The following is a 20,457-nucleotide window of genomic DNA, read 5'->3' as shown; positions in this document are numbered from 1 at the left end:
ACAAAGAAGAATTATTAATATAAGATAATTGTAAATAATATAATAAAAGCAATGATAAAGAGGAGTAAAAATAGGAAGTATCAAAGAGAGAAGGGATTAGGTGAGAGCCCTTTATATGGAATATTTTGAAGGTAGCTTTTGAGCTTCTTTGGTGAAAATTATAGTAGCTAAAGACGGCCAGTCTAGGTCGTTATTTTAATTAAGAGCTTATAAAAATTAAAAGTTTTTATAAGAATAAAGGTGGTACCACGAGCTTTCGTCCTTTCTTTTGGATGAAAGCTCTTTTTATTTTAATAGATTAAATTTAAGGAGGAACTTTATATATGTCAGATATAAAAAATATTCAGACAACATATAACCCAAAAGAATTCGAAGATAGAATTTATAAGACTTGGGAAGAAAAAAAATATTTCACACCAGTGGTTGATAAGAATAAAAAATCATATTCAATAGTTATGCCACCACCAAACATAACAGGAAAATTACACTTAGGCCATGCACTTGATAATACACTTCAAGATATGCTTATAAGATTTAAGAGAATGCAAGGTTTTGAAACACTTTGGCTTCCAGGTCAAGACCACGCATCAATTGCAACAGAAGTTAAGGTTGAAAATGAACTTTTAAAGCAAGGTCTTAAGAAAAAAGAAATGGGAAGAGAAGCATTCCTTGAAAAAGTTTGGGAATGGACTGATGAATATAGAGAAAGAATAAGAACTCAACTTAAAAAGATGGGATGTTCAGCTGATTTTACAAGAGAAGCATTTACAATGGATGAACATTTAGATAAAGCAGTTAAGCATGTATTTGTTAAGTTATATAATGAAGGTCTTATATATCAAGGAAACAGAATAACTAACTGGTGCCCTAAATGTCAAACAGCTTTATCAGATGCAGAAATAGAATATGAAGAACAAGCAGGACATTTTTGGCATATAAACTATCCATTAAAAAATGGAGAAGGTTTCTTAGAAATTGCTACAACAAGACCAGAAACTTTACTTGGAGATACAGCTGTTGCAGTTAATCCAAATGATGATAGATTTAAGCATCTTATAGGTGAAACTTTAATACTTCCATTAGTAGATAGAGAAATCCCTATAGTTGGTGATGATTATGTTGATGTAGAATTTGGTACTGGTGCAGTTAAAATAACTCCAGCACATGACCCTAACGATTTTGAAGTTGGAAAAAGACATAACTTACCTGAAATAAGAGTTATGGATGATAAGGGTGTTATAAATGAGCAAGGCGGAAAATATCAAGGATTAGACAGATATGAAGCTAGAAAAGCTATTGTTAAGGATTTAGAAGAGCTTGGACTTTTAGTTAAGGTAAAAGATCACACTCATAACGTAGGAACTCATGATAGATGTGGAACTGTAATAGAACCTATAATATCAAAACAATGGTATGTAAAGATGCAATCATTAGCAGATCCTGCTATAGAAGTTGTAAAGAATAAAAAGACTAAATTCATACCTGAAAGATTTGAAAAAACATACTTTAACTGGATGGAAAATATACAAGATTGGTGTATTTCAAGACAATTATGGTGGGGACATAGAATACCAGTTTGGTACTGCAATGATTGCAACCATATAAATGTGTCAACAGAAGAAGTTACTACATGTGAAAAGTGTGGAAGCCATAATTTAAGACAAGAAACAGATGTTTTAGATACTTGGTTTAGTTCAGCTCTATGGCCTTTCTCAACTCTTGGATGGCCAGATAGAACAGAAGATTTAGAATATTTCTATCCAACTAATACATTAGTTACTGGATATGATATTATATTCTTCTGGGTTGCTAGAATGATATTTAGTGGTATACATAACATGGGAGAAACTCCATTTGAAAATGTATTAATACACGGAATTATAAGAGACTCTGAAGGAAGAAAGATGAGTAAATCTTTAGGTAATGGGGTAGATCCATTAGAAGTTATAGATACTTATGGAGCAGATGCTTTAAGATTTATGTTAGTTACAGGTAACGCTCCAGGAAATGATATAAGATATTATCCAGAAAGAGTAGAATCTGCAAGAAACTTTGCAAATAAGATATGGAATGCTTCAAGATTTGTTATGATGAATCTTGATAGAGAATTAATGAAAAAATATAAAGATTGCAAAGAATATAGCTTAGCTGATAGATGGATACTTTCAAATTTAAATACTTTAATAAAAGAAGTTACAGAAAACATGGATAAATTTGAACTTGGAATTGCACTTCAAAAGGTTTATGATTTCATGTGGACAGAATTCTGTGATTGGTATATAGAATTAGTTAAACCAATATTATATGGTGAAGATGAAAAAGCTAAGGGAATAGTTTATAATGTATTATTTACTGTTTTAGAATCAGGACTTAAGCTTCTACATCCAGTAATGCCATTTATAACAGAAGAAATATTTACTCACTTAAATGAAGAAGAAGAAACTATAACATTATCAGCTTGGCCAGAATTTAAAGAAGAATTAGCTGATAAAAAAGCAGAAGAAGATATGGAATTTGTTATAGAAGCTATTAAGAACTTAAGAAACTTAAGAGCAGAAATGAATGTACCACCTTCAAGAAAAGCAAATGTTATATGTTATATATCAGATGAAGCTAAAGAAGCATTTACATTAGGTGCAGCTTATATTGAAAAATTAGCATCAGCTTCAAATGTATCATTTATAGAAGATAAAAAAGAAGTTCCAGAAAATGCAGTATCATTAGTAGTAAAGGGTGGAGAATTATTCATGCCATTACTTGACTTAGTTGATAGAGAAAAAGAACTTGAAAGATTAAATAAAGAAATGAAAAAATTAGAAGGTGAAATTGAAAGAATAGATAAAAAACTTTCAAATGAAGGCTTTGTGGCTAAGGCACCTGAAAAGGTTGTTTTAGGAGAAAAAGAAAAGAGAGTTAAATATGTTGAAATGCTAGAAGCTGTTAAAGCTAGAATAGCTGCATTAAACTAATTTAAATAATAAAAAGAGAGATAATTTATTATCTCTCTTTTTTTAGTGATTTTATTTTTCAAACATCGCATTTGCAAAATCAGAACCGAATTTTCTAGCTTCTTCAAGTTGTTCTTCTGAAGCTCTAAATTTAATACGAAGACCAGGAAGTGGTGACTTCATATTTAATTCTTTTAATCTGCTTTCGATTCTAGGAACTGCTTCACCGCTCCAACCATATGAACCAAATGCTCCAGCATATTTTCCACCATGTATTATTGGATTTAAGTTAGCAAGTAGCATTCTAATTGGAGGTAATAATTCGTTTACTATAGTTGGTGAACCAAATAATAATCCGTCTGATTCTTCTATGTCTTTAATGATTTCAGAAGTTTCATGATGAATTACATCATACATCTTAATTTCAACGTTATGATCTTTCTTTATTCCTTCAGCAATAGCTTTTGCTAATTCTTCTGTATAGCCATATGCTGATACGTAGCAAATAGTAACCTTTTTATCTCCATCTATCTTAGGTTTTGAAGGAGTGCTCCATTCTTTATAAGTTTCTACTATCTTCCAAGGATCTTCTCTTAATACAGGGCCATGTCCTGGACAGATTATATCTATCTTTAAATCTTTAATCTTTTCTATTGCTTTTAATACAAATGGCTTAAATGGTCCAAATATACAATCATAATAATATCTTAAAGCTTCATTATAAGCATCTTTATCTTTAATTAAATCATCAAATATTAATTCAGATGAATAGTGACTTCCAAATGAATCACAGCTCATTAAAATATTATCTTCTTCTACGTAAGTATACATTGAATCTGGCCAATGTAAAAATGGAGCTGAAATAAATCTTAATGTTTTATTTCCAAGTGAAATAGTATCTCCATCTTTAACGATTATATGATCAAAATCTTCATTTATAATTTCTTTTAAGTAAGATATAGCTTGCATAGAACCAACAACTTTAGCGTGTGGTGCAAGTTTTAATATTTTACCAACTGAACCTGCGTGGTCTGGTTCTGTATGATCAACTACAATATAGTCTATTTGATCTGGAGTTATGTCTAAAGTTTCAAGTGTCTTTAGATACTCATCAAAGCATTTTTCTTTAACAGTTTCAAATAAAGCAACCTTTTCGCTTCCTTTAACAATATAAGAATTATAAGTTGTTCCATATGGAGTATACATTATAATATCAAATACTCTTAATTTAGGATCTAACGAACCTACCCAATAAATGTCTTTTTTAATTTCTACATTTCTCATTCTTAACACCTCTATAAACAATAACTATTTTTAATAAATATAAATTATCCGTAGTATTATTATACTAGATAAATAATTAATTGTAAAATATATCTTTATTAATTAGATAATTTTAGAAAAATATAATATACTTTTATTATAAACTATTAACAATAAAATATTAAGATTAATAGATGTTATTATACATATCTAATATTAAAAATATGAGGAGAAAATAAATGAATTATAAAGAAGCTATTAATTATATTAAAAAAGTTGGGAATTTTGGATCAAATTATGGATTAGAACGTACAGAGAGGCTATTAGAGATATTAGGGAATCCACATAAAAAATTAAATGTCATACATATAGCTGGAACAAATGGAAAAGGATCTACTACATCTATGATTGCATCGATTCTTATTGAAGAAGGGTTTAATGTTGGGATGTATACATCACCATTTTTAGAAGAGTTTGAAGAAAGAATACAAATAAATAGACAAAATATAAAAAAGAATGATTTAGCAAATTATATGGATTATATAAAAGAAGCTGTAGATAAAGTTATTGAAGAAGGATATAATCATCCTACGGAATTTGAAATAATAACATGTCTTATGTTTAAATATTTTTATGATAAAAAGGTAGATTATGCAGTTGTAGAAGTTGGTCTTGGAGGAAGACTTGATTCAACAAATGTAGTAAATCCATTACTTACAGTAATAACATCAATAAGTTTAGATCATACAAACATTTTAGGAAATACTTTAGAAGAAATAGCAAGAGAAAAAGGAGGGATAATAAAGAAAAATACTCCACTAATACTATATCCTCAAAAAGAAGAGGCACTTAAAGAACTTCAAAATATATCTAAAGAAAAATCAGCAAAGATATATGAAGTTAAAAAAGATGATGCGAAGTTATTAGAAATTATTAAAAATGATGATTTTTATCAAAAGATTAAGATAAAAGGAGAATTTAATACATATAATGCTAATTTAAGACTTTTAGGTGAACATCAGATATTAAATTGTGCTGTTGCTGTTAGGGCAGTTGAAGTATTATCTAAAATACAAGGATTTCAAATTAAAAACATAGAAAAGGGTATAGAAAATGCAAGATGGATTGGAAGACTTGAAGTTTTAAATAAAAATCCACTAGTAGTAATAGATGGTGCTCATAATATTCAAGGAATAACAACTCTTAAAGAAAATGTTAGTAAGTATTTTAATTATAAAAATATAATTCTTTTAATAGGAATATTAGCAGATAAACAAGTTGAAGATATGATAAAAGTTATAACTCCTATGAGTAAACATATCATTGCTTTAACACCTCATAGTGATAGAGCAGAGCTTGGAGTTAAACTTAAAGAAGAGATAGAAAAGTTTAATAAAAATGTAGAAAGTTTTGAAAGTTATGAGACTGCATTTAAAAAAGCATTAAGTATTGCAAGAGAAGATGACTTGATTTTAGTTACAGGATCTTTATACATGATTGGAGAAATGAGAGGAATAATAAATCATATAGTAAAACAAGAAAAGTAGGTGATTTATTATGGTTGATATAACATTTCTAGGAACTGGTGGTGGAATGCCTATGCCTTTTAGACATCTTTCATCTTTCATTATTAATTATAAAGGTAGAAAGATGTTGTTTGACTGTGGAGAAGGGTGTCAAATATGGATGAGAGAATATTCTATAGGATTTAAGAGCATAGACATCATACTTATAAGCCATGCTCATGGAGATCACATTAATGGATTACCTGGACTTTTAGCTACTATTGGAAATAGTGGAAGAGAAGAAGAATTAACTATAATAGGACCAGTAGGTATAACTAAAGTTATAGAAGGTCTTATGGTTACAGCAAGACATATACCATATAATATAAATATAATAGAATGTAATAATAGTAACTTAAATTTTAAGATACAAAATAAAATAATAGTTCCTTGTGATGAAAGAAATAGTGAAATAAATATTGTTACATTAATATTAGATCATTCAACTGAATGCATAGGAATGAAATTAGAGATAAAAAGATCAGCAAAATTTGATAGAGAACTTGCAGAAAAAAATAATGTACCAAAAATATTGTGGAGCAGGCTTCAAAAGGGCGAAGAAGTAGAATTTGAAGAAAAGATATATAAAAGTGATTTAGTGTTAGGAGAAAGTAGAAAAGGAATAATTATAAGTTATATAACAGATAGTAGGCCTATAGATGAAATTATAAACTTTATTAAAGAAAGTGATCTATTTATATGTGAAGGTACATATGGAGATGATAAAGATTTAGATAAAGCAATTAAAAATAAACATATGACATTTAGAGAAGGTGCTATATTAGGAAAAGAATCAAATGTAAAAGAATTAATATTTACTCATTATTCTCCAGCATTATTAAAGCCAGAAGAATTTATAGATAATGCTAAAAAAATATTTAAGGATTCTTTTTTAGCCTATGATGGAATGAAAAAAACGCTTAATTTTTTAGATTAGTAATAATAAAAATACCAGCTAAATATTAGCTGGTATTTTTTTATGTATATTATTTATTTTTGATTTCTTTTAAAGCTTGTGCTAATTGATCAGGGCATGATGTAGCTTTATCTCTGCATTTAATTCCTTCAAGTTTAGATATAGCCTCATCTATGTTCATTCCTTTTACTAAGCTTGATATACCAAATAAATTTCCAGGACAGCCTCTAACAAATTCTACTGATTTAATAGTATCATTTTCCATTTCAACATGTATTTCAGTTGAACAAACACCACTTGTTTTATATACGTACATAAAAATCCTCCTTGATAAAAACATAAGTTAATTATAATGTGAAATAGCTAAGAAATAAAGAGTATTTTGTCGCTAAAGTTAAAAAAAGTCATATTATATAAATATATAGGTGTTCCTTAGGAGGTGTTACTTATGAATAGTATTTATATTTGCAATACTTGTGATGATTGCATAAAGAAAATAGATGTGGAGAACTTAGATATAGATAATATAAAGCTAAATTCAAATGGAAGACCTATAGGTCCTAGAAGTATAGCAATAAAAGATGAGCTTGGGGTAGTGGCAAATAGCTATGATAATAGCTTATCTTTTTTAGATTTAATAAATTTAAAAGAATTAGAAAGAGTGTATATAGGACCACATCCAAAAGATGTAAAGCTTTATAAAGAATACGCCTGTGTTGCATGTAGTGAAATAAATTCTATAATTTTCTGTAATATAAAAAATAAAAATATTGAATTTGAAGTTCCTTCAGGAAATGCTCCAAATAGTATGGCTTTAGACTTTAATCGAGGAATACTTTTGTCGACTAATTTATTAGAAAATACGGTTTCACTTATAAATTTACAAAGTAAAACTTTAGATAATAAAATAAATGTCGGGGAGTATCCTATTAAAATAATCATGTCTAAAAATAATGAGTATTTTTATCTTTGTGAAAGTTATTTAGGTGGGGATAATGGAGGAATCATTGGGATTTATTCAATGAAAAATTTATTATGTATAAATAGAATAAAGGTTGGATCTATGCCTATAGATATATTTGAAGATGAAAATAATGAAAAGCTATATATTGCAAACTTTGGGCGTAAAAGTATAAGTATTGTAGATATAAAAAAAGGAGAAGTGATTAAAGATATAAGTGTAGATGGAATGCCAAATGGAATAATAAAGATACAAAAAGAAATATTTGTTACTGATTATCTTTATGGGAATTTGCATGTGATAAGTGAAGAAAATAATAAGAGAAAAATCATTGCAATAGGATGTGAGCCTAATGCAATGATTATGGTTAATTCAAATCATCAAATAGTAAATTGATAATTTGATCATATATTTCTGAAGGATTTTCTTGCCACTTGTTACAAAGATAAGTGGCTTGTTTTTTTGTTGGAACTTGTAGTTTTAGTTCAATTAAAGGGTAATTATTTTCTAAAGCCTTGATATCAACAATAAAGCTATCATCAGCTTCTATTGTATAGTCACTTTTTATTGTTAATTCTTTTTTTATTAAATCGATATGTAATTTAATGTATTCATTTATAAGTGATATTTTTGAAGGAGATATTCTGTCTTTAAAAAATGAAAGAACATTTTCCCCTTTATCTGTTAACTTTAACAACTTTTTATCCATCACTTCAGTGTATTCTATAAATTTTGACTCATCAAGTTCTGCTATGTATTGTTGTAGGGTAAAATAATTTATAAAACTATTTTCAAGCACTATTTCAGTGAGTTGTGTATTAGAAATAGGCTGCTTTAGAGTCTTTAAGATATATAAAAGCAATAACTTGTTTTCTGCTAATTCTAATGAACTCTCTTCGTACATAATTAAGCCTCCATTTTATTCAGATATATTAATAATTATAGCATAAATTTTAAAAGAATGAATATAGTGTAATCGATAAAATATAAATGAATGTATTTTAAAAAATTATTAAGGAGAGAAATTTTGAATTCAGCAAAGAGAAAAATTATATGTATATCTTGTCTAAGTATTATTGTGTTTTTAATTTCAGTATCAATTAAAATCTTTGAGGATAAAAGAAATGAAAAGTTATTAGATGTATTTGTTAGTGAAAAAAAATTACCTATTCATTCTGTAAATACTGAAGAAAAAAGCATTGCATTAACTTTTGATGTAAATTGGGCAGAAAAAGAATATTTAAATGACATATTAAATATAATGGATAAATATAATGTAAAGGGAACATTCTTTGTGATGGGAAAATGGGTAAACTATCCGAAGGAAAATGAAGATAAACTTAAGCTTATATATGAAAGGGGGCATGAAATAGGAAATCATAGCTATATGCATCCTAATTTTTCAAAAATAAGTCCTGATAAAATAGAAAATGAAATAAAAAAGACAGAAGAAATAATAAAGGAGGTAACTGGAGAAGAAACTAAATTATTTAGATTTCCAAGTGGTGATTATAATAATGCTTCTGTAGAAAAGGTTTTAGAACTTGGTTATATTCCAATACAATGGGATACAGATTCAGTAGATTGGAAACAAGATGGAGAAAAAATAGAATATGATAGGGTTATGAAAAAAGTAAAAAAGGGTTCTATTATTCTTTATCATAACAATGCAAAATATACTCCAAAAAATTTAGAAAAAGTGATTAAAGAACTAAAGGATCAAGGTTATGATTTTAAAAAAGTAGGAGAAATGATTTATAAAGAAGATTTTTATATTGATTTAAATGGAATTCAAAACAAAAAATAATTAATTTATATTGAAAAATGGATAAATTATGTATTATAATGGAAATGTACTTGTGGGGTCATTAAAAAGTATATATTAGTTTATCACAAAGGGAGAGAGGGGTTACAATGGATAATTTAATGTTAAACAACAAAATTTATCTTGAAGGAAAGGTAGTTTCAGAATTAGAGTATAGTCACGAAATGTATGGAGAAGGATTTTATACATTTGCTCTTGAGGTACAGAGGCTAAGTGATTCAGTAGATTTATTAAATGTTACAATTTCAGAAAGATTATTAGCTGGATTTGATATCAGTATAGGTAAAGAAGTTATAGTAGAAGGACAATTAAGATCATATAATAAATTCGTAGAAGGAACAAATAAATTAATACTTACTGTTTTTGCAAGAAATATTGAAGAATGCACAGAAAAGAGTAAAAATCCTAACGAAATTTTCTTAGATGGATATATATGCAAAGAACCAGTATATAGAACAACTCCATTTGGAAGAGAAATTGCAGATGTTTTATTAGCTGTAAATAGAGCTTATAATAAATCAGATTATATACCAACAATTGCTTGGGGAAGAAATTCAAGATTCTGTAAAACTTTAGAAGTTGGAGATAACATTAAAGTATGGGGAAGATTACAAAGTAGAGAATATCAAAAGAAGATATCAGAAACTGAAACTGTTAAGAAAATTGCATATGAAGTATCTATATCAAAGATGGAAAGATCTAAAAGAGAAGAATCAAATGCACATGAAGAAGGTGCAGTATAGATAAAATAAAAAAGGTATTTGAATATTCAAATACCTTTTTTATTTTATATTATTTTCTTAAATCATCAAGAAGTTGAGTTTTGTCTTTAGTCTTATCATCAACTGATTTTATTATCTTAGCTGGTGAACCTGCAACAACAACTCCATCTGGAACATCTTCAGTTACAACTGAACCTGCAGCTACAACTGAACCTTTTCCTATTTTAACACCTTCAAGAATAACAGCATTAGCTCCTATTAAGGCATTATCACCTATTTCACATGGTGACTTGCTAGGTGGTTCTAAAACTCCTGCAACAACAGCTCCAGCACCTAAATGAACGTTCTTTCCAAGTTTTCCACGAGCACCTATTACAGCATTCATATCTACCATAGTTCCTTCGCCTATTTCAGCACCTATATTTATAACTGCACCCATCATTATAACTGCATTTTTACCTATAGATACTCTATCACGGATTATAGCACCTGGTTCTATTCTAGCTTCTATATCTAAAATATCAAGCATTGGTATTGCAGAATTTCTTCTGTCGTTTTCTATTTTAAAGTGGTTTATTAAGTGTTTATTATCTAAAACAACTTTTAAGATTAAATCTGATTCACCAACTAGTATGTAGAAACCATTAGTTCCGTACCATTCTATTCCGTCTAAGTTTGCTTCTCTTAAATCACCATTTACATAAACTTTAACTGGTGTTGATTTTTTAGATTCTTTTATAAATCTTGCTATTTCATATGGATCAGTGAAATTGTATTCCATAATACCATCCTCTCTTAATTTATAATTAATAATAATAAATTAATTATAATAAAAAAAGCTGAATAATAAAAGAGGGTATTACGAAAAAGAACAAAATTTGCTAGTAACATCAGTTTAATGTAAAATATTTTCTAAAGGAGATGATTATATTGAAACTAAATGAAGGTTTTGTTCAAATATATACAGGAAATGGGAAAGGAAAAACTACTGCAGCAATAGGCCAAGGAATCAGAGCTTATGGTAATGGACTTAAAGTTATCATGGTTCAGTTTTTAAAAAGTGGTAAAACTGGAGAGCTAAATACAATAGATGAGCTTGGAGAAAACTTTGAAATTTTTAGATTTGAGAAAAAAAGAGGCTTTGTTTGGACTCTTACTGAAGAAGAAAAATTAGAAGTTAAAAAAGAAGTTAAAGTGGCTTATGATTTCATTTTAGATGTAATAGAAAATTGTAAGTGTGATATGCTTATAATAGATGAAATCATGGGTGTTCTTAAAAATGAGTTTTTATCAGTAGAAGATGTTTTAAATCTTATTAGAAAAAAACCAAAAAACATGGAACTTATAATGACAGGAAGAAATGTACCAGAAGAAATAGTAGATAAAGCAAATCTTGTTACAGAGATGAAAGAGATAAAGCATTATTATAAAGAGGGAGTACCAGCTAGAAAAGGAGTTGAATTTTAGTGAATAACAGAGTGTGTGACATAGAAATATCAGGTATTAGAAAATTTTACAATAAGGTTCGTAAAGTTGAAGGTGCTATATCATTAACATTAGGTCAACCAGATTTTAATGTTCCATCAGCTATAAAAGAAGGAATTAAAAATGCAATTGATAAAAATAAAACTGTTTATACAGAAAATGCAGGGTTAAAAGAGTTAAGATATGAAATTTCTAAGTATTTAAAGACATTAGATATAGATTACTTAGAAGATGAGATATGTATAACTGTTGGAGGAAGCGAGGCTATATTAGATTGCTTTATGGCTTTATTAAATGAAGGAGATAAAGTTTTAATTCCATCTCCAGCATATCCAGCTTATGAAAGTGTAGTAAAAATGGTTGGTGGAAAAGTTATAAATTATGAATTAAATGATGATTTTACTGTAAATGTTAAATACATAAAAGAAAAGTTTAAAAAAGAAAATTGCAAATATATTGTGTTATCTTTCCCAACTAATCCAACGGGGGCAGTACTTGATAAAAAGGGAAGAGATGAATTAATAGAGTTTATAAAAAGCGAAGATATAATAGTAATCACAGATGAAATTTATGCATCAATTATTTATGATGATTATTATTCTGTTGCTCAAGATAGTAGTATAAAAGATAAAATAATATATGTAAGTGGTTTTTCTAAGATGTTTTCTGCAACAGGGCTTAGAGTAGGTTACATAGCATGCAGTGATGTTATTATGAAAGAAATTATGAAGGTTCATCAATATGGTGTATCATGTGCAACTTCAATTGTACAATATGGAATGATTGAAGGATTAAAACATTCTATGGAAGATGTTTTGTATATGAGAGATGAATTTTTAAAGAGAAAAAATTATGTAATTGATAGATTAAGAAAAATTGGATTTGATGTTAATGAGCCAAAGGGAGCCTTTTATGTTTTCCCATCAATAAAAAAGTTTAATTTAACTTCTGAAGAATTTTGTGAAAAATTATTAAATGAAAAAAAAGTTGCATGTGTGCCAGGATCAGCTTTTGGTGAAAAAGGTGAAGGGTTTATAAGAATATCATATTGTTATTCTTTAAAAGAATTAGAATTAGCATTAGATAAAATAGAAGAATTTATAAAAAATTTATAACAAAATAAAAAAAAAGTACCATGATTAATCATGGTACTTTTTTGTTTTGTATTTATACAGAATACAAAATTAAAAAAATGTCCAAATGCATTAAAATAAATTAATAGAGAAAAAAGTTTAAAAAAATATTTATATGAAAATGCAAGTTTAAATATAAAACTTGCATAAATCCTTTTAATAAAGTCTAGTAAACGTATTCATTGGAAATGATTCCAATTTAATAAATATATAAAAATATATGTAAAATTTATAAAATTATTAAGAAAATATATATTTTTATAGAATATTACTAATTGACAAAAGGTATATATGCAATATAATTATTAATAAATGTATAATGTAAAATATTGGAAGAACAAAAGGGGGAATTAAAATGTTAAGCTACATAGCAAAAAGAATTTTTACTAGTATTTTAACAATTTGGGCAGTTGTAACACTAACATTCTTTTTAGTGAGAGCGATGCCTGGTGGACCATTTGATGGAGAAAAGGTAACAGCTGAAATGAAGGTTGTGTTAAATGAAAAATATGGACTAGATAAACCATTAAGTGAACAATATACAATGTATATGAAAAATTTATTAAAAGGTGATTTAGGAGAGTCATTAAATTTTAGAGGAAGATCTGTAAGTGAAACTATAGCATACTCATTCCCAAAATCAGCAAGAATTGGAATAGTAGCAGTTAGCTTTTCACTTATCATTGGAGTATTACTTGGAGTTATTTCAGCAATAAAAGCTGGAAAATTACCTGATAAATTATGTATGTTTATATCAACTCTTGGAATAACAGTACCAAGCTTTGTTATTGGGGCAGTTTTAATATATTTCTTTACAGTAAAATGGAGATTACTTCCACCATCTGGCTTAAAAGGTCCAAATACTTATATAATGCCAGTTATAGCTTTAGCTGGAAGTTCAATGGCATTTATAACTAGACTTACAAGAAGTAAGCTTATAGATGTCTTAAAATCTGATTATATAAGAACAGCAAAAGCTAAGGGATTAAATAGTAGAGTTGTTATATTTAAGCATGCCTTAAGAAATTCGCTTATACCTGTAGTAACATATCTTGGACCTTTAGTTGCATCTATATTAACTGGATCATTTGTTGTTGAAAAAATATTTGTAATACCTGGTCTTGGAAATGAATTTGTATCAACAATTACTAATAGAGATTATACAGCACTACTTGGAGTTGTTGTATTTTTCTGTACATTAATCGTAGTTTGTAATCTATTAGTAGATATTTTATATGTAATCATAGATCCAAGAATAAAACTTGATAATATAGAGTGCTAAGGAGATATGTATATGGAGAATTTAGAATTTAGTAAAGATATGTTTAAACCTGTATCTAGGGAAGAAAAAACATTTGAACAAAATATTAGACCAAGTATTGGTTATTGGAATGATGCGTGGAGAAGACTTAGAGCAAATAAGGTAGCATTAGCTTCATTAATAATAGTAATAGCATTAGTTATGCTTGCAATAGTAGTTCCTATGATATCGCATTTTTCATATGATCAACAAATAGCAGATGCAAAAAATTTAGGACCTAGCTTAAGACATCCTTTTGGAACAGATAAGCTTGGAAGAGATTTATTTGTAAGAGTTATGATGGGAGCTAGATATTCATTAATAATTGGGGGAGCAGCAGCTATAATAAACTTATTTATTGGAGTTATATACGGTGGTATAGCAGGATTTTTTGGTGGTAGAGTTGATAACATTATGATGCGTATTGTTGATTGTCTTTATTCAATTCCTACAACAATATATGTTGTAATAATAATGGCAGTATTAAAAGATACTTCATTTGATAAAACAGGAATATTAAGTATTATAGTAGCACTTTCAATATCATATTGGGTTGGAATGGCAAGAATAGTAAGAGGAGATATACTTCAACTTAAGCAACAAGAATTTATACTTGCTGCAAGAACTCTTGGAGCATCTAAAACAAGAATTCTATTTAGGCATTTAATACCAAACTGTATGGGTTCAATTATAGTTACTATGACACTTTTAATACCACAAGCTATATTTACTGAAGCATTTTTAAGCTTTATTGGACTTGGTTTAAATGCACCACTTGCTTCACTAGGTACATTATGTAATGATGCTATGCCTGCAATATATACAAAACCATATCAATTATTTTTCCCAGCAGCTATGATTTGTATAATAATACTTTCATTTAATATGTTAGGTGATGGTCTAACAGAAGCGTTAGATCCTAAGCATCAAAGATAGGAGGATAGTGTATATATGGAAAAGTTACTAGAGGTAAAGAATTTAAAAACTTCATTTAATACACACTTAGGAAATGTACAGGCAGTTAGAGGAGTTTCTTTTCATATAGGAAAAGGGGAAGCTCTTGGAATTGTTGGTGAATCAGGTTGTGGCAAATCAGTTACGATGATGTCAATAATGAAATTATTAGCTAAAAATGCGAATATTAAAAGTGATGAAATTATATTTAATGGAAAAGATATAAGTAATTTTAGTGAAAGAGAAATGGAGAAGATAAGAGGAGCAGAAATGGGAATGATATTCCAAGATCCTATGACATCTTTAAATCCGTTATATACAATAGGGAATCAATTAACAGAGCATCTTATGAAGCATAAAAAGATTTCTAAAAAGGAAGCATGGAAAAAAGGGATAGAGATGTTAGAGTTAGTTGGAATACCAAGTCCAGAAAGTAGAATGAAACAATACCCTCATGAATTTTCAGGTGGAATGAGACAAAGAGCTATGATAGCTATAAGTTTAATTTGTGAACCTAACTTAATCATAGCTGATGAGCCAACTACAGCGTTAGATGTTACAATTCAAGCTCAAATATTAGATCTTATGAAAAATTTAAAAGAAAAGCTAGAAACATCTATTATACTTATAACTCATGATCTTGGAGTTGTAGCAGATCTTTGTTCAAGGATAAATGTTATGTATGGTGGAATAATTGTAGAATCTGGAACAGCAGAAGATATTTTCTATAGGGGAAAACATCCTTATACTTGGGGACTTTTAAAAAGTGTTCCAAATCCATTAAGTGAGCTTAAAGAAAAGCTTATACCTATAGATGGACAACCGCCAGATCTTTTAAAGCCACCTGTTGGATGTCCTTTTGCTGATAGGTGTGAGCATACTATGAGAATATGTATGGAAAATCAACCACCATTATTTAAAATTAATGAAGGACATGAAGCTGCTTGCTGGTTATGTGGCAAAAATGCACCGAAAGTAGAGACAACTGTTAGGGAGGAAGTATTACATGGAAAAAAATAAAGATACAATTTTAGAAGTTAAAAATCTTTGCAAATACTTTCAGGTTAAAAATGGTATATTCCAAAAGAAAAGTTTTGTAAAAGCTGTTGATAATGTTTCTTTTACAATAAGAAAAGGAGAAACATTAGGACTTGTCGGAGAATCAGGGTGTGGAAAAACTACAACTGGTAGAACTATATTAAAGTTATACAATCCAACTAGTGGAAATATAATATTTAACGGCGAGGATATAACTAAAAAGTCTGAAAAAGAAATGATTTCTCTAAGAAGAAAGATGCAAATGATATTCCAAGATCCATATGCATCTTTAAATCCAAGAATGACAGTTGGGGATATTGTTGGTGAAGCAATAGATATTCATGGATTATATAAAGGTAGTGAAAGAAACGAAAGAATAAGATATTTACTTGATAAGGTAGGTTTAAATGGGGGGCATATAAATAGATACGCACATGAGTTTTCAGGTGGGCAAAGACAAAGGATTGGGATTGCAAGAGCACTTGCTGTTGAACCAGATTTTATAGTTTGTGATGAACCAATTTCAGCGCTTGATGTTTCAATTCAAGCACAAGTTATAAATATGTTAGAAGAATTACAAGAAGAGCTTAATTTAACTTATTTATTCATAGCACATGATTTATCTATGGTTAAACATATATCAACACATATTGGGGTAATGTATTTAGGACAGATGGTTGAAAAAGGACCAAGCAATGATGTTTATTTAAGACCAAAACATCCATACACTAAAGCACTTTTATCTGCAGTACCTATACCAGATCCTAAAATAGCAAAAAGCAATAAAAGGATAGTTTTAAGTGGAGATATACCATCTCCTATAGATCCAAAGCCAGGATGTAGGTTTAAGGGAAGATGCAAATATGCAAAAGATATTTGTGATAGGGAAGATCCTATATTAAAAGAAGTGGAAAAGGATCACTTTGTAGCTTGTCATTTATTTAATTAAAAATAATTTATAAATATAAAAGGGGGAAAAAATATGAAATTAAGCAAAATAAAAAAGCTGTGTGCAGTTGCACTTGCAATATCTTTAACTGCATCAGTTTTTGTAGGTTGTGGAAAACAAAATGAAGCAGGGGGGCAAAGAGAGCAAAAACTTACTTATAATCTTGGAGCAGTTGTAAAAACTATAGATCCAGCCTTAAATACAGCAGTTGATGGTTCAACAGTTATTTCAAATGCCTTTGAAGGATTAGTTAGATTAGATGAAAATGAAAAGGCAATTCCAGGTGTAGCAAAAGAATGGAAAGTATCAGATGATGGATTAACTTATACATTTACTATAAGAGATGATGCTAAATGGTCTGATGGTAAGCCTGTAACTGCTAAAGATTTTGAATATTCATGGAAGAGAGTATTAAATAAAGAAACTGCTTCAGAATATGTATATCAATTCTGGTATATTAAAAATGCGCAAGAATATTACAATGGAAAAGTTGATGAAAAAGATTTAGGTATAAAGGTTATTGATGATAAAACTTTAGAAGTTACATTAAATGCTCCAACTCCATATTTTGCAGAACTTATGGCATTTCCAACTTATATGCCAGTTAGACAAGATGTAGTTGAAGCTAATGGAGATAAATGGATTAATAGCCCAGAAACTTATATTTCAAATGGTCCATTTAAATTAACAGATTATCAAATGAAAGATTCTTATACTTTTGAAAAGAATGAAAACTACTGGAATAAAGATAATGTAAAACTTGAAGAATTAGTTTATAAAATGGCTACTGATGAAACAAGTTCATATGCATCATTAGAATCAGAAAATTTTGATATGATATCAAATGTTCCAACTGAAAGAATTGAAGATGGTAAGGAAAATGGACTTGTTAAAGTTTTCCCTAATCTAGGAACATATTTCTTATGTGTTAATGTTGGAAATGATTTAGATAAATTAGATAAGGAAGTTAAAGAAGCATTATCTAATAAAAATGTAAGAAAAGCACTTTCATTAGCAATAGATAGAGAAACTATAGTTAATGATGTAACTAAAGCAGAACAAGTACCATCTGCAAGTTTTGTTCCATCAGGAATAAAGGATTCAGATGGAAAAGATTTTAAGAATAATAAGTTTGATCCTTTAAATTTTGAAGAAAATGTTAAGGAGGCAAAAAAATTATTAAAAGAAGCTGGTTATGAAAATGGTGAAGGACTTCCAGAATTAGAGTTAATGTATAATTCTGAAGGATCACATAAAGCCATAATGGAAGTTATTGAACAAAATTGGAAAGCTATTGGGGTTAATGTTAAACTTACAAATCAAGAATGGGCAGTATTTATAAATACAAGACAAAATGGAGATTATCAAATAGCTAGACATGGTTGGTCAGCTGACTATTTAGATCCAATGACATTCTTAGATATGTGGGTAAGTGGAAAGGATGAAGATAAAAATAGCTGGGGAAATAATGATGCGCATTTCTCAAATTCAGAATATGATGATTTAATCAAAAAAGCTAAGTCAGAAGCTGATTCTAAGAAGAGATTTGAATATATGAGAAAAGCAGAAGAAATCTTATTAGAAGAAACACCAGTTATACCTATATATGATTATACTAAAGTATATGGTGTTCAATCATATGTAAAAGGATTTAGAGCATCAACTTTAGGTAGTGTTTATTTTGATGGAGCATATATAGAAGAATAAAATAAAAAGCTAAAGGAAATAATCCTTTAGCTTTTTATTTTATAATCCAATTACATCATCCATATTATATAAACCAGGCTTAGTTATGCTTCCCATGTATTCACATGCTTTTAATGCACCTACTGCGAAAACTTCTCTTGAAATTGCTTTATGAGTTAATTCGATAACTTCACCAGTACCTGCAAATATTACATCGTGATCTCCAACTATTGAACCACCACGAACTGCATGAATACCTATTTCTTGTTTTTCACGCTTATGTGATCCATGTCTTCCATATACATACTCAGTTTCTTCTTTTAAAGAATCTTTTATAGTATCAGCTAAAAGAAGAGCAGTTCCGCTTGGAGCATCTACTTTTTGGTTATGATGCTTTTCTATGATTTCTATATCATAATTTCCATATAAAAGAGGAGCAACCTTTTTAAGTAATGAATTTATTAAGTTGATTCCAAGTGACATATTAGCTGATCTAAATAAAGGAAGAGTTTTACTTTTTTCATCTATAAGTTTTAAATCTTCTTCTGAAAAACCAGTTGAACAAATAACAAGAGGTTTTTTAGTCTTTTCTGTTAAATTTAATAAATCTTTTAAAGCATCAGCTCTAGAAAAATCAAGTAATACATCATATTCTATATTAACATCTGAAGGTTTTTCAAATATTTTATATGGTGAATCTTTTTTTGGAAATTTATCTATACCAGCAACTATTTCAATATCTTTAAAATCTTTTGCTATATTTGTTATAACAGTACCCATTTTACCTGAGCAACCATTTAATATTACTTTTGTCATATTAGTTCTCCTTAAACTACATTAATTTATATTTTTTCAATGTATTTTCAAGACTATTTTTAAGTAAGTCATCCATTTCATATAATGGAAGTCTTAAAGGACCTACATTTAATCCCATTAAGTTAAGAGCAGTCTTAACAGGTATAGGATTAGTTTCTAAGAATAATGAGTTTGCAAGCTCTAAAGTGTCTAATTGTATCTTTGAAGCTTCATGACATTTTCCATCTAAGTACATTGTTGTCATATCATGAACTTGTTTTGGAATTACATTTGCAAGAACAGAAATAACACCAATTCCTCCAAGTGACATAATAGGAACTATTTGATCATCGTTACCTGAATAAATATCTATAGAATCACCGCAAAGAGCTTTCATTTCAGCAACTTGGCTTAAGTTTCCGCTAGCTTCTTTTATCGCAACAACATTTTTAAGTTTTGAAAGTTCTTTTAAAGTAGAAGGAGTTATGTTCATACCTGTTCTACTTGGAACGTTATATAAAATTATTGGAATATTTATAGCATCATTTATAGCTTCAAAATGCTTTAATAATCCTTTATGGTTTGTTTTGTTATAGTATGGAGTAATTACAAGAACAGCTGAAACACCAACACTTTCTGCATATTTACTCATATCTATTGCAGCTTTAGTATTATTTGAACCAGTACCAGCTATTACTGGTATTCTTCCATTTATAACTTCAACTGTAAACTTTATAACTTCCTTTTTTTCTTCTAAAGTCATTGTAGTAGCTTCACCTGTTGTACCACAAATTATTATAGAATCTGTTCCTTCTTTTACATGCCATTCTAGGATTTCTTTTAATTTATTATAATCTACTCCTGTTTCTGTAAATGGAGTAATTAAAGCAACTCCTGATCCTTTAAAAACTGTCATA

General features: G+C 28.6%; 19 protein-coding genes and 1 other annotated feature. Of the genes, 13 read left to right on the top strand and 6 right to left on the bottom strand.

The features are described from left to right. Window positions 1-42: 42 nt before the first annotated feature. Window positions 43-267: a binding site (T-box leader), on the top strand. A 56-nt stretch (window positions 268-323) separates the two neighbouring features. After that, the gene (locus SPJ33_RS01150) at window positions 324-2,969 is read left to right on the top strand and encodes a valine--tRNA ligase (RefSeq protein ID WP_321116123.1); all 2,646 of its coding nucleotides are present in this window, start codon (window positions 324-326) and stop codon (window positions 2,967-2,969) included. 51 nt (window positions 2,970-3,020) lie between these two features. Here the strand turns inward: SPJ33_RS01150 and SPJ33_RS01145 are convergent, their stop codons facing one another. Next, the gene (locus tag SPJ33_RS01145) at window positions 3,021-4,232 is read right to left on the bottom strand and encodes an FprA family A-type flavoprotein (RefSeq protein ID WP_321116122.1); all 1,212 of its coding nucleotides are present in this window, start codon (window positions 4,230-4,232) and stop codon (window positions 3,021-3,023) included. A 218-nt stretch (window positions 4,233-4,450) separates the two neighbouring features. Here SPJ33_RS01145 and SPJ33_RS01140 point away from each other — a divergent pair, with 218 nt between their 5' ends. Further along, window positions 4,451-5,758, top strand: coding sequence for a folylpolyglutamate synthase/dihydrofolate synthase family protein (locus tag SPJ33_RS01140; RefSeq protein WP_321116121.1), 1,308 nt, complete (start codon window positions 4,451-4,453; stop codon window positions 5,756-5,758). 10 nt (window positions 5,759-5,768) lie between these two features. Beyond that, window positions 5,769-6,713, top strand: a complete 945-nt coding sequence (locus tag SPJ33_RS01135; RefSeq protein ID WP_321116120.1) for a ribonuclease Z — start codon at window positions 5,769-5,771, stop codon at window positions 6,711-6,713. A gap of 49 nt (window positions 6,714-6,762) precedes the next feature. Here the strand turns inward: SPJ33_RS01135 and SPJ33_RS01130 are convergent, their stop codons facing one another. Then, complete coding sequence (locus tag SPJ33_RS01130; protein ID WP_321116119.1) at window positions 6,763-7,008, bottom strand: TIGR03905 family TSCPD domain-containing protein; 246 nt, start codon at window positions 7,006-7,008, stop codon at window positions 6,763-6,765. A 132-nt stretch (window positions 7,009-7,140) separates the two neighbouring features. On the opposite strand from SPJ33_RS01130, the gene SPJ33_RS01125 reads away from it, so the two are divergent. Then, window positions 7,141-8,049 carry a hypothetical protein gene (locus SPJ33_RS01125; protein WP_321116118.1) on the top strand — a complete coding sequence of 303 codons (909 nt, stop codon included), beginning with the start codon at window positions 7,141-7,143 and terminating at the stop codon, window positions 8,047-8,049. Here the strand turns inward: SPJ33_RS01125 and SPJ33_RS01120 are convergent. Then, window positions 8,021-8,557 carry a DUF4364 family protein gene (locus SPJ33_RS01120; protein WP_321116117.1) on the bottom strand — a complete coding sequence of 179 codons (537 nt, stop codon included), beginning with the start codon at window positions 8,555-8,557 and terminating at the stop codon, window positions 8,021-8,023. The two genes, SPJ33_RS01125 and SPJ33_RS01120, sit on opposite strands and share 29 nt — an antisense overlap. Before the next feature lie 123 nt (window positions 8,558-8,680). Here SPJ33_RS01120 and SPJ33_RS01115 point away from each other — a divergent pair, with 123 nt between their 5' ends. After that, on the top strand, window positions 8,681-9,460 hold the full coding sequence (locus tag SPJ33_RS01115; protein WP_414627190.1) for a polysaccharide deacetylase family protein: 780 nt from the start codon (window positions 8,681-8,683) through the stop codon (window positions 9,458-9,460). 107 nt (window positions 9,461-9,567) lie between these two features. After that, window positions 9,568-10,221, top strand: a complete 654-nt coding sequence (locus SPJ33_RS01110) for a single-stranded DNA-binding protein (protein ID WP_321116116.1) — start codon at window positions 9,568-9,570, stop codon at window positions 10,219-10,221. A 49-nt stretch (window positions 10,222-10,270) separates the two neighbouring features. Here SPJ33_RS01110 and dapD read toward each other — a convergent pair whose 3' ends face one another. Beyond that, window positions 10,271-10,981, bottom strand: a complete 711-nt coding sequence (dapD, locus tag SPJ33_RS01105; RefSeq protein WP_321116115.1) for a 2,3,4,5-tetrahydropyridine-2,6-dicarboxylate N-acetyltransferase — start codon at window positions 10,979-10,981, stop codon at window positions 10,271-10,273. 146 nt (window positions 10,982-11,127) lie between these two features. Between dapD and SPJ33_RS01100 the strand changes: the two genes are divergently transcribed. The 7 genes from SPJ33_RS01100 (at window position 11,128) to SPJ33_RS01070 (ending at window position 18,766) form a co-directional block, all read left to right on the top strand. Next, window positions 11,128-11,667 carry a cob(I)yrinic acid a,c-diamide adenosyltransferase gene (locus SPJ33_RS01100; RefSeq protein ID WP_321116201.1) on the top strand — a complete coding sequence of 180 codons (540 nt, stop codon included), beginning with the start codon at window positions 11,128-11,130 and terminating at the stop codon, window positions 11,665-11,667. Further along, on the top strand, window positions 11,667-12,800 hold the full coding sequence (locus SPJ33_RS01095; protein ID WP_321116114.1) for a pyridoxal phosphate-dependent aminotransferase: 1,134 nt from the start codon (window positions 11,667-11,669) through the stop codon (window positions 12,798-12,800). The genes SPJ33_RS01100 and SPJ33_RS01095 overlap by 1 nt, the downstream gene beginning before the upstream one ends. Window positions 12,801-13,173: 373 nt before the next feature. Further along, entirely contained in the window at window positions 13,174-14,100 is a 927-nt protein-coding gene (locus SPJ33_RS01090; protein WP_321116113.1) for an ABC transporter permease, read from the top strand. Between the two features lie 12 nt (window positions 14,101-14,112). Beyond that, window positions 14,113-15,054 carry an ABC transporter permease gene (locus SPJ33_RS01085; RefSeq protein WP_321116111.1) on the top strand — a complete coding sequence of 314 codons (942 nt, stop codon included), beginning with the start codon at window positions 14,113-14,115 and terminating at the stop codon, window positions 15,052-15,054. 15 nt (window positions 15,055-15,069) lie between these two features. Next, window positions 15,070-16,092 (top strand): ABC transporter ATP-binding protein, encoded by a 1,023-nt coding sequence (locus SPJ33_RS01080; protein ID WP_321116110.1) that lies wholly within the window; start codon window positions 15,070-15,072, stop codon window positions 16,090-16,092. Next, window positions 16,079-17,059, top strand: a complete 981-nt coding sequence (locus tag SPJ33_RS01075) for a dipeptide ABC transporter ATP-binding protein (RefSeq protein ID WP_321116109.1) — start codon at window positions 16,079-16,081, stop codon at window positions 17,057-17,059. Before SPJ33_RS01080 ends, SPJ33_RS01075 begins: the two co-directional genes overlap by 14 nt. Window positions 17,060-17,092: 33 nt before the next feature. Further along, window positions 17,093-18,766: a peptide ABC transporter substrate-binding protein gene (locus SPJ33_RS01070; RefSeq protein WP_321116107.1), complete on the top strand. Its 1,674-nt coding sequence runs from the start codon at window positions 17,093-17,095 to the stop codon at window positions 18,764-18,766. A 39-nt stretch (window positions 18,767-18,805) separates the two neighbouring features. Here SPJ33_RS01070 and dapB read toward each other — a convergent pair whose 3' ends face one another. Both dapB and dapA read right to left on the bottom strand, forming a co-directional pair. Then, the gene (gene dapB, locus SPJ33_RS01065) at window positions 18,806-19,561 is read right to left on the bottom strand and encodes a 4-hydroxy-tetrahydrodipicolinate reductase (protein ID WP_321116106.1); all 756 of its coding nucleotides are present in this window, start codon (window positions 19,559-19,561) and stop codon (window positions 18,806-18,808) included. Window positions 19,562-19,577: 16 nt separating this feature from the next. Further along, a complete protein-coding gene (gene dapA, locus SPJ33_RS01060) occupies window positions 19,578-20,456 on the bottom strand; it encodes a 4-hydroxy-tetrahydrodipicolinate synthase (protein WP_321116105.1) in 879 nt (292 codons plus the stop codon). Between the last annotated feature and the right edge of the window lies 1 nt (window position 20,457).

Origin of the sequence: Clostridium sp. (assembly GCF_034179595.1) — a bacterium.
Classification (GTDB): Bacteria; Bacillota; Clostridia; order Clostridiales; family Clostridiaceae; genus Clostridium.
The sequence above is the reverse complement of the archived record's forward strand: the minus strand, read 5'-3'. Positions and strand labels throughout refer to the sequence as shown.

What these genes read in the sequence shown, in the direction of transcription:
- SPJ33_RS01080 (WP_321116110.1), top strand. Translation starts at nt 15,070, where the DNA reads ATGGAAAAGTTACTAGAGGTAAAGAATTTAAAAACTTCATTTAATACA.
- SPJ33_RS01125 (WP_321116118.1), top strand. Translation starts at nt 7,141, where the DNA reads ATGAATAGTATTTATATTTGCAATACTTGTGATGATTGCATAAAGAAA.
- SPJ33_RS01130 (WP_321116119.1), bottom strand. Translation starts at nt 7,008, where the DNA reads ATGTACGTATATAAAACAAGTGGTGTTTGTTCAACTGAAATACATGTT.
- SPJ33_RS01110 (WP_321116116.1), top strand. Translation starts at nt 9,568, where the DNA reads ATGGATAATTTAATGTTAAACAACAAAATTTATCTTGAAGGAAAGGTA.
- SPJ33_RS01145 (WP_321116122.1), bottom strand. Translation starts at nt 4,232, where the DNA reads ATGAGAAATGTAGAAATTAAAAAAGACATTTATTGGGTAGGTTCGTTA.
- SPJ33_RS01120 (WP_321116117.1), bottom strand. Translation starts at nt 8,557, where the DNA reads ATGTACGAAGAGAGTTCATTAGAATTAGCAGAAAACAAGTTATTGCTT.
- SPJ33_RS01135 (WP_321116120.1), top strand. Translation starts at nt 5,769, where the DNA reads ATGGTTGATATAACATTTCTAGGAACTGGTGGTGGAATGCCTATGCCT.
- SPJ33_RS01150 (WP_321116123.1), top strand. Translation starts at nt 324, where the DNA reads ATGTCAGATATAAAAAATATTCAGACAACATATAACCCAAAAGAATTC.
- SPJ33_RS01085 (WP_321116111.1), top strand. Translation starts at nt 14,113, where the DNA reads ATGGAGAATTTAGAATTTAGTAAAGATATGTTTAAACCTGTATCTAGG.
- SPJ33_RS01075 (WP_321116109.1), top strand. Translation starts at nt 16,079, where the DNA reads ATGGAAAAAAATAAAGATACAATTTTAGAAGTTAAAAATCTTTGCAAA.
- SPJ33_RS01070 (WP_321116107.1), top strand. Translation starts at nt 17,093, where the DNA reads ATGAAATTAAGCAAAATAAAAAAGCTGTGTGCAGTTGCACTTGCAATA.
- SPJ33_RS01090 (WP_321116113.1), top strand. Translation starts at nt 13,174, where the DNA reads ATGTTAAGCTACATAGCAAAAAGAATTTTTACTAGTATTTTAACAATT.
- dapD (WP_321116115.1), bottom strand. Translation starts at nt 10,981, where the DNA reads ATGGAATACAATTTCACTGATCCATATGAAATAGCAAGATTTATAAAA.
- dapA (WP_321116105.1), bottom strand. Translation starts at nt 20,456, where the DNA reads ATGACAGTTTTTAAAGGATCAGGAGTTGCTTTAATTACTCCATTTACA.
- SPJ33_RS01140 (WP_321116121.1), top strand. Translation starts at nt 4,451, where the DNA reads ATGAATTATAAAGAAGCTATTAATTATATTAAAAAAGTTGGGAATTTT.
- dapB (WP_321116106.1), bottom strand. Translation starts at nt 19,561, where the DNA reads ATGACAAAAGTAATATTAAATGGTTGCTCAGGTAAAATGGGTACTGTT.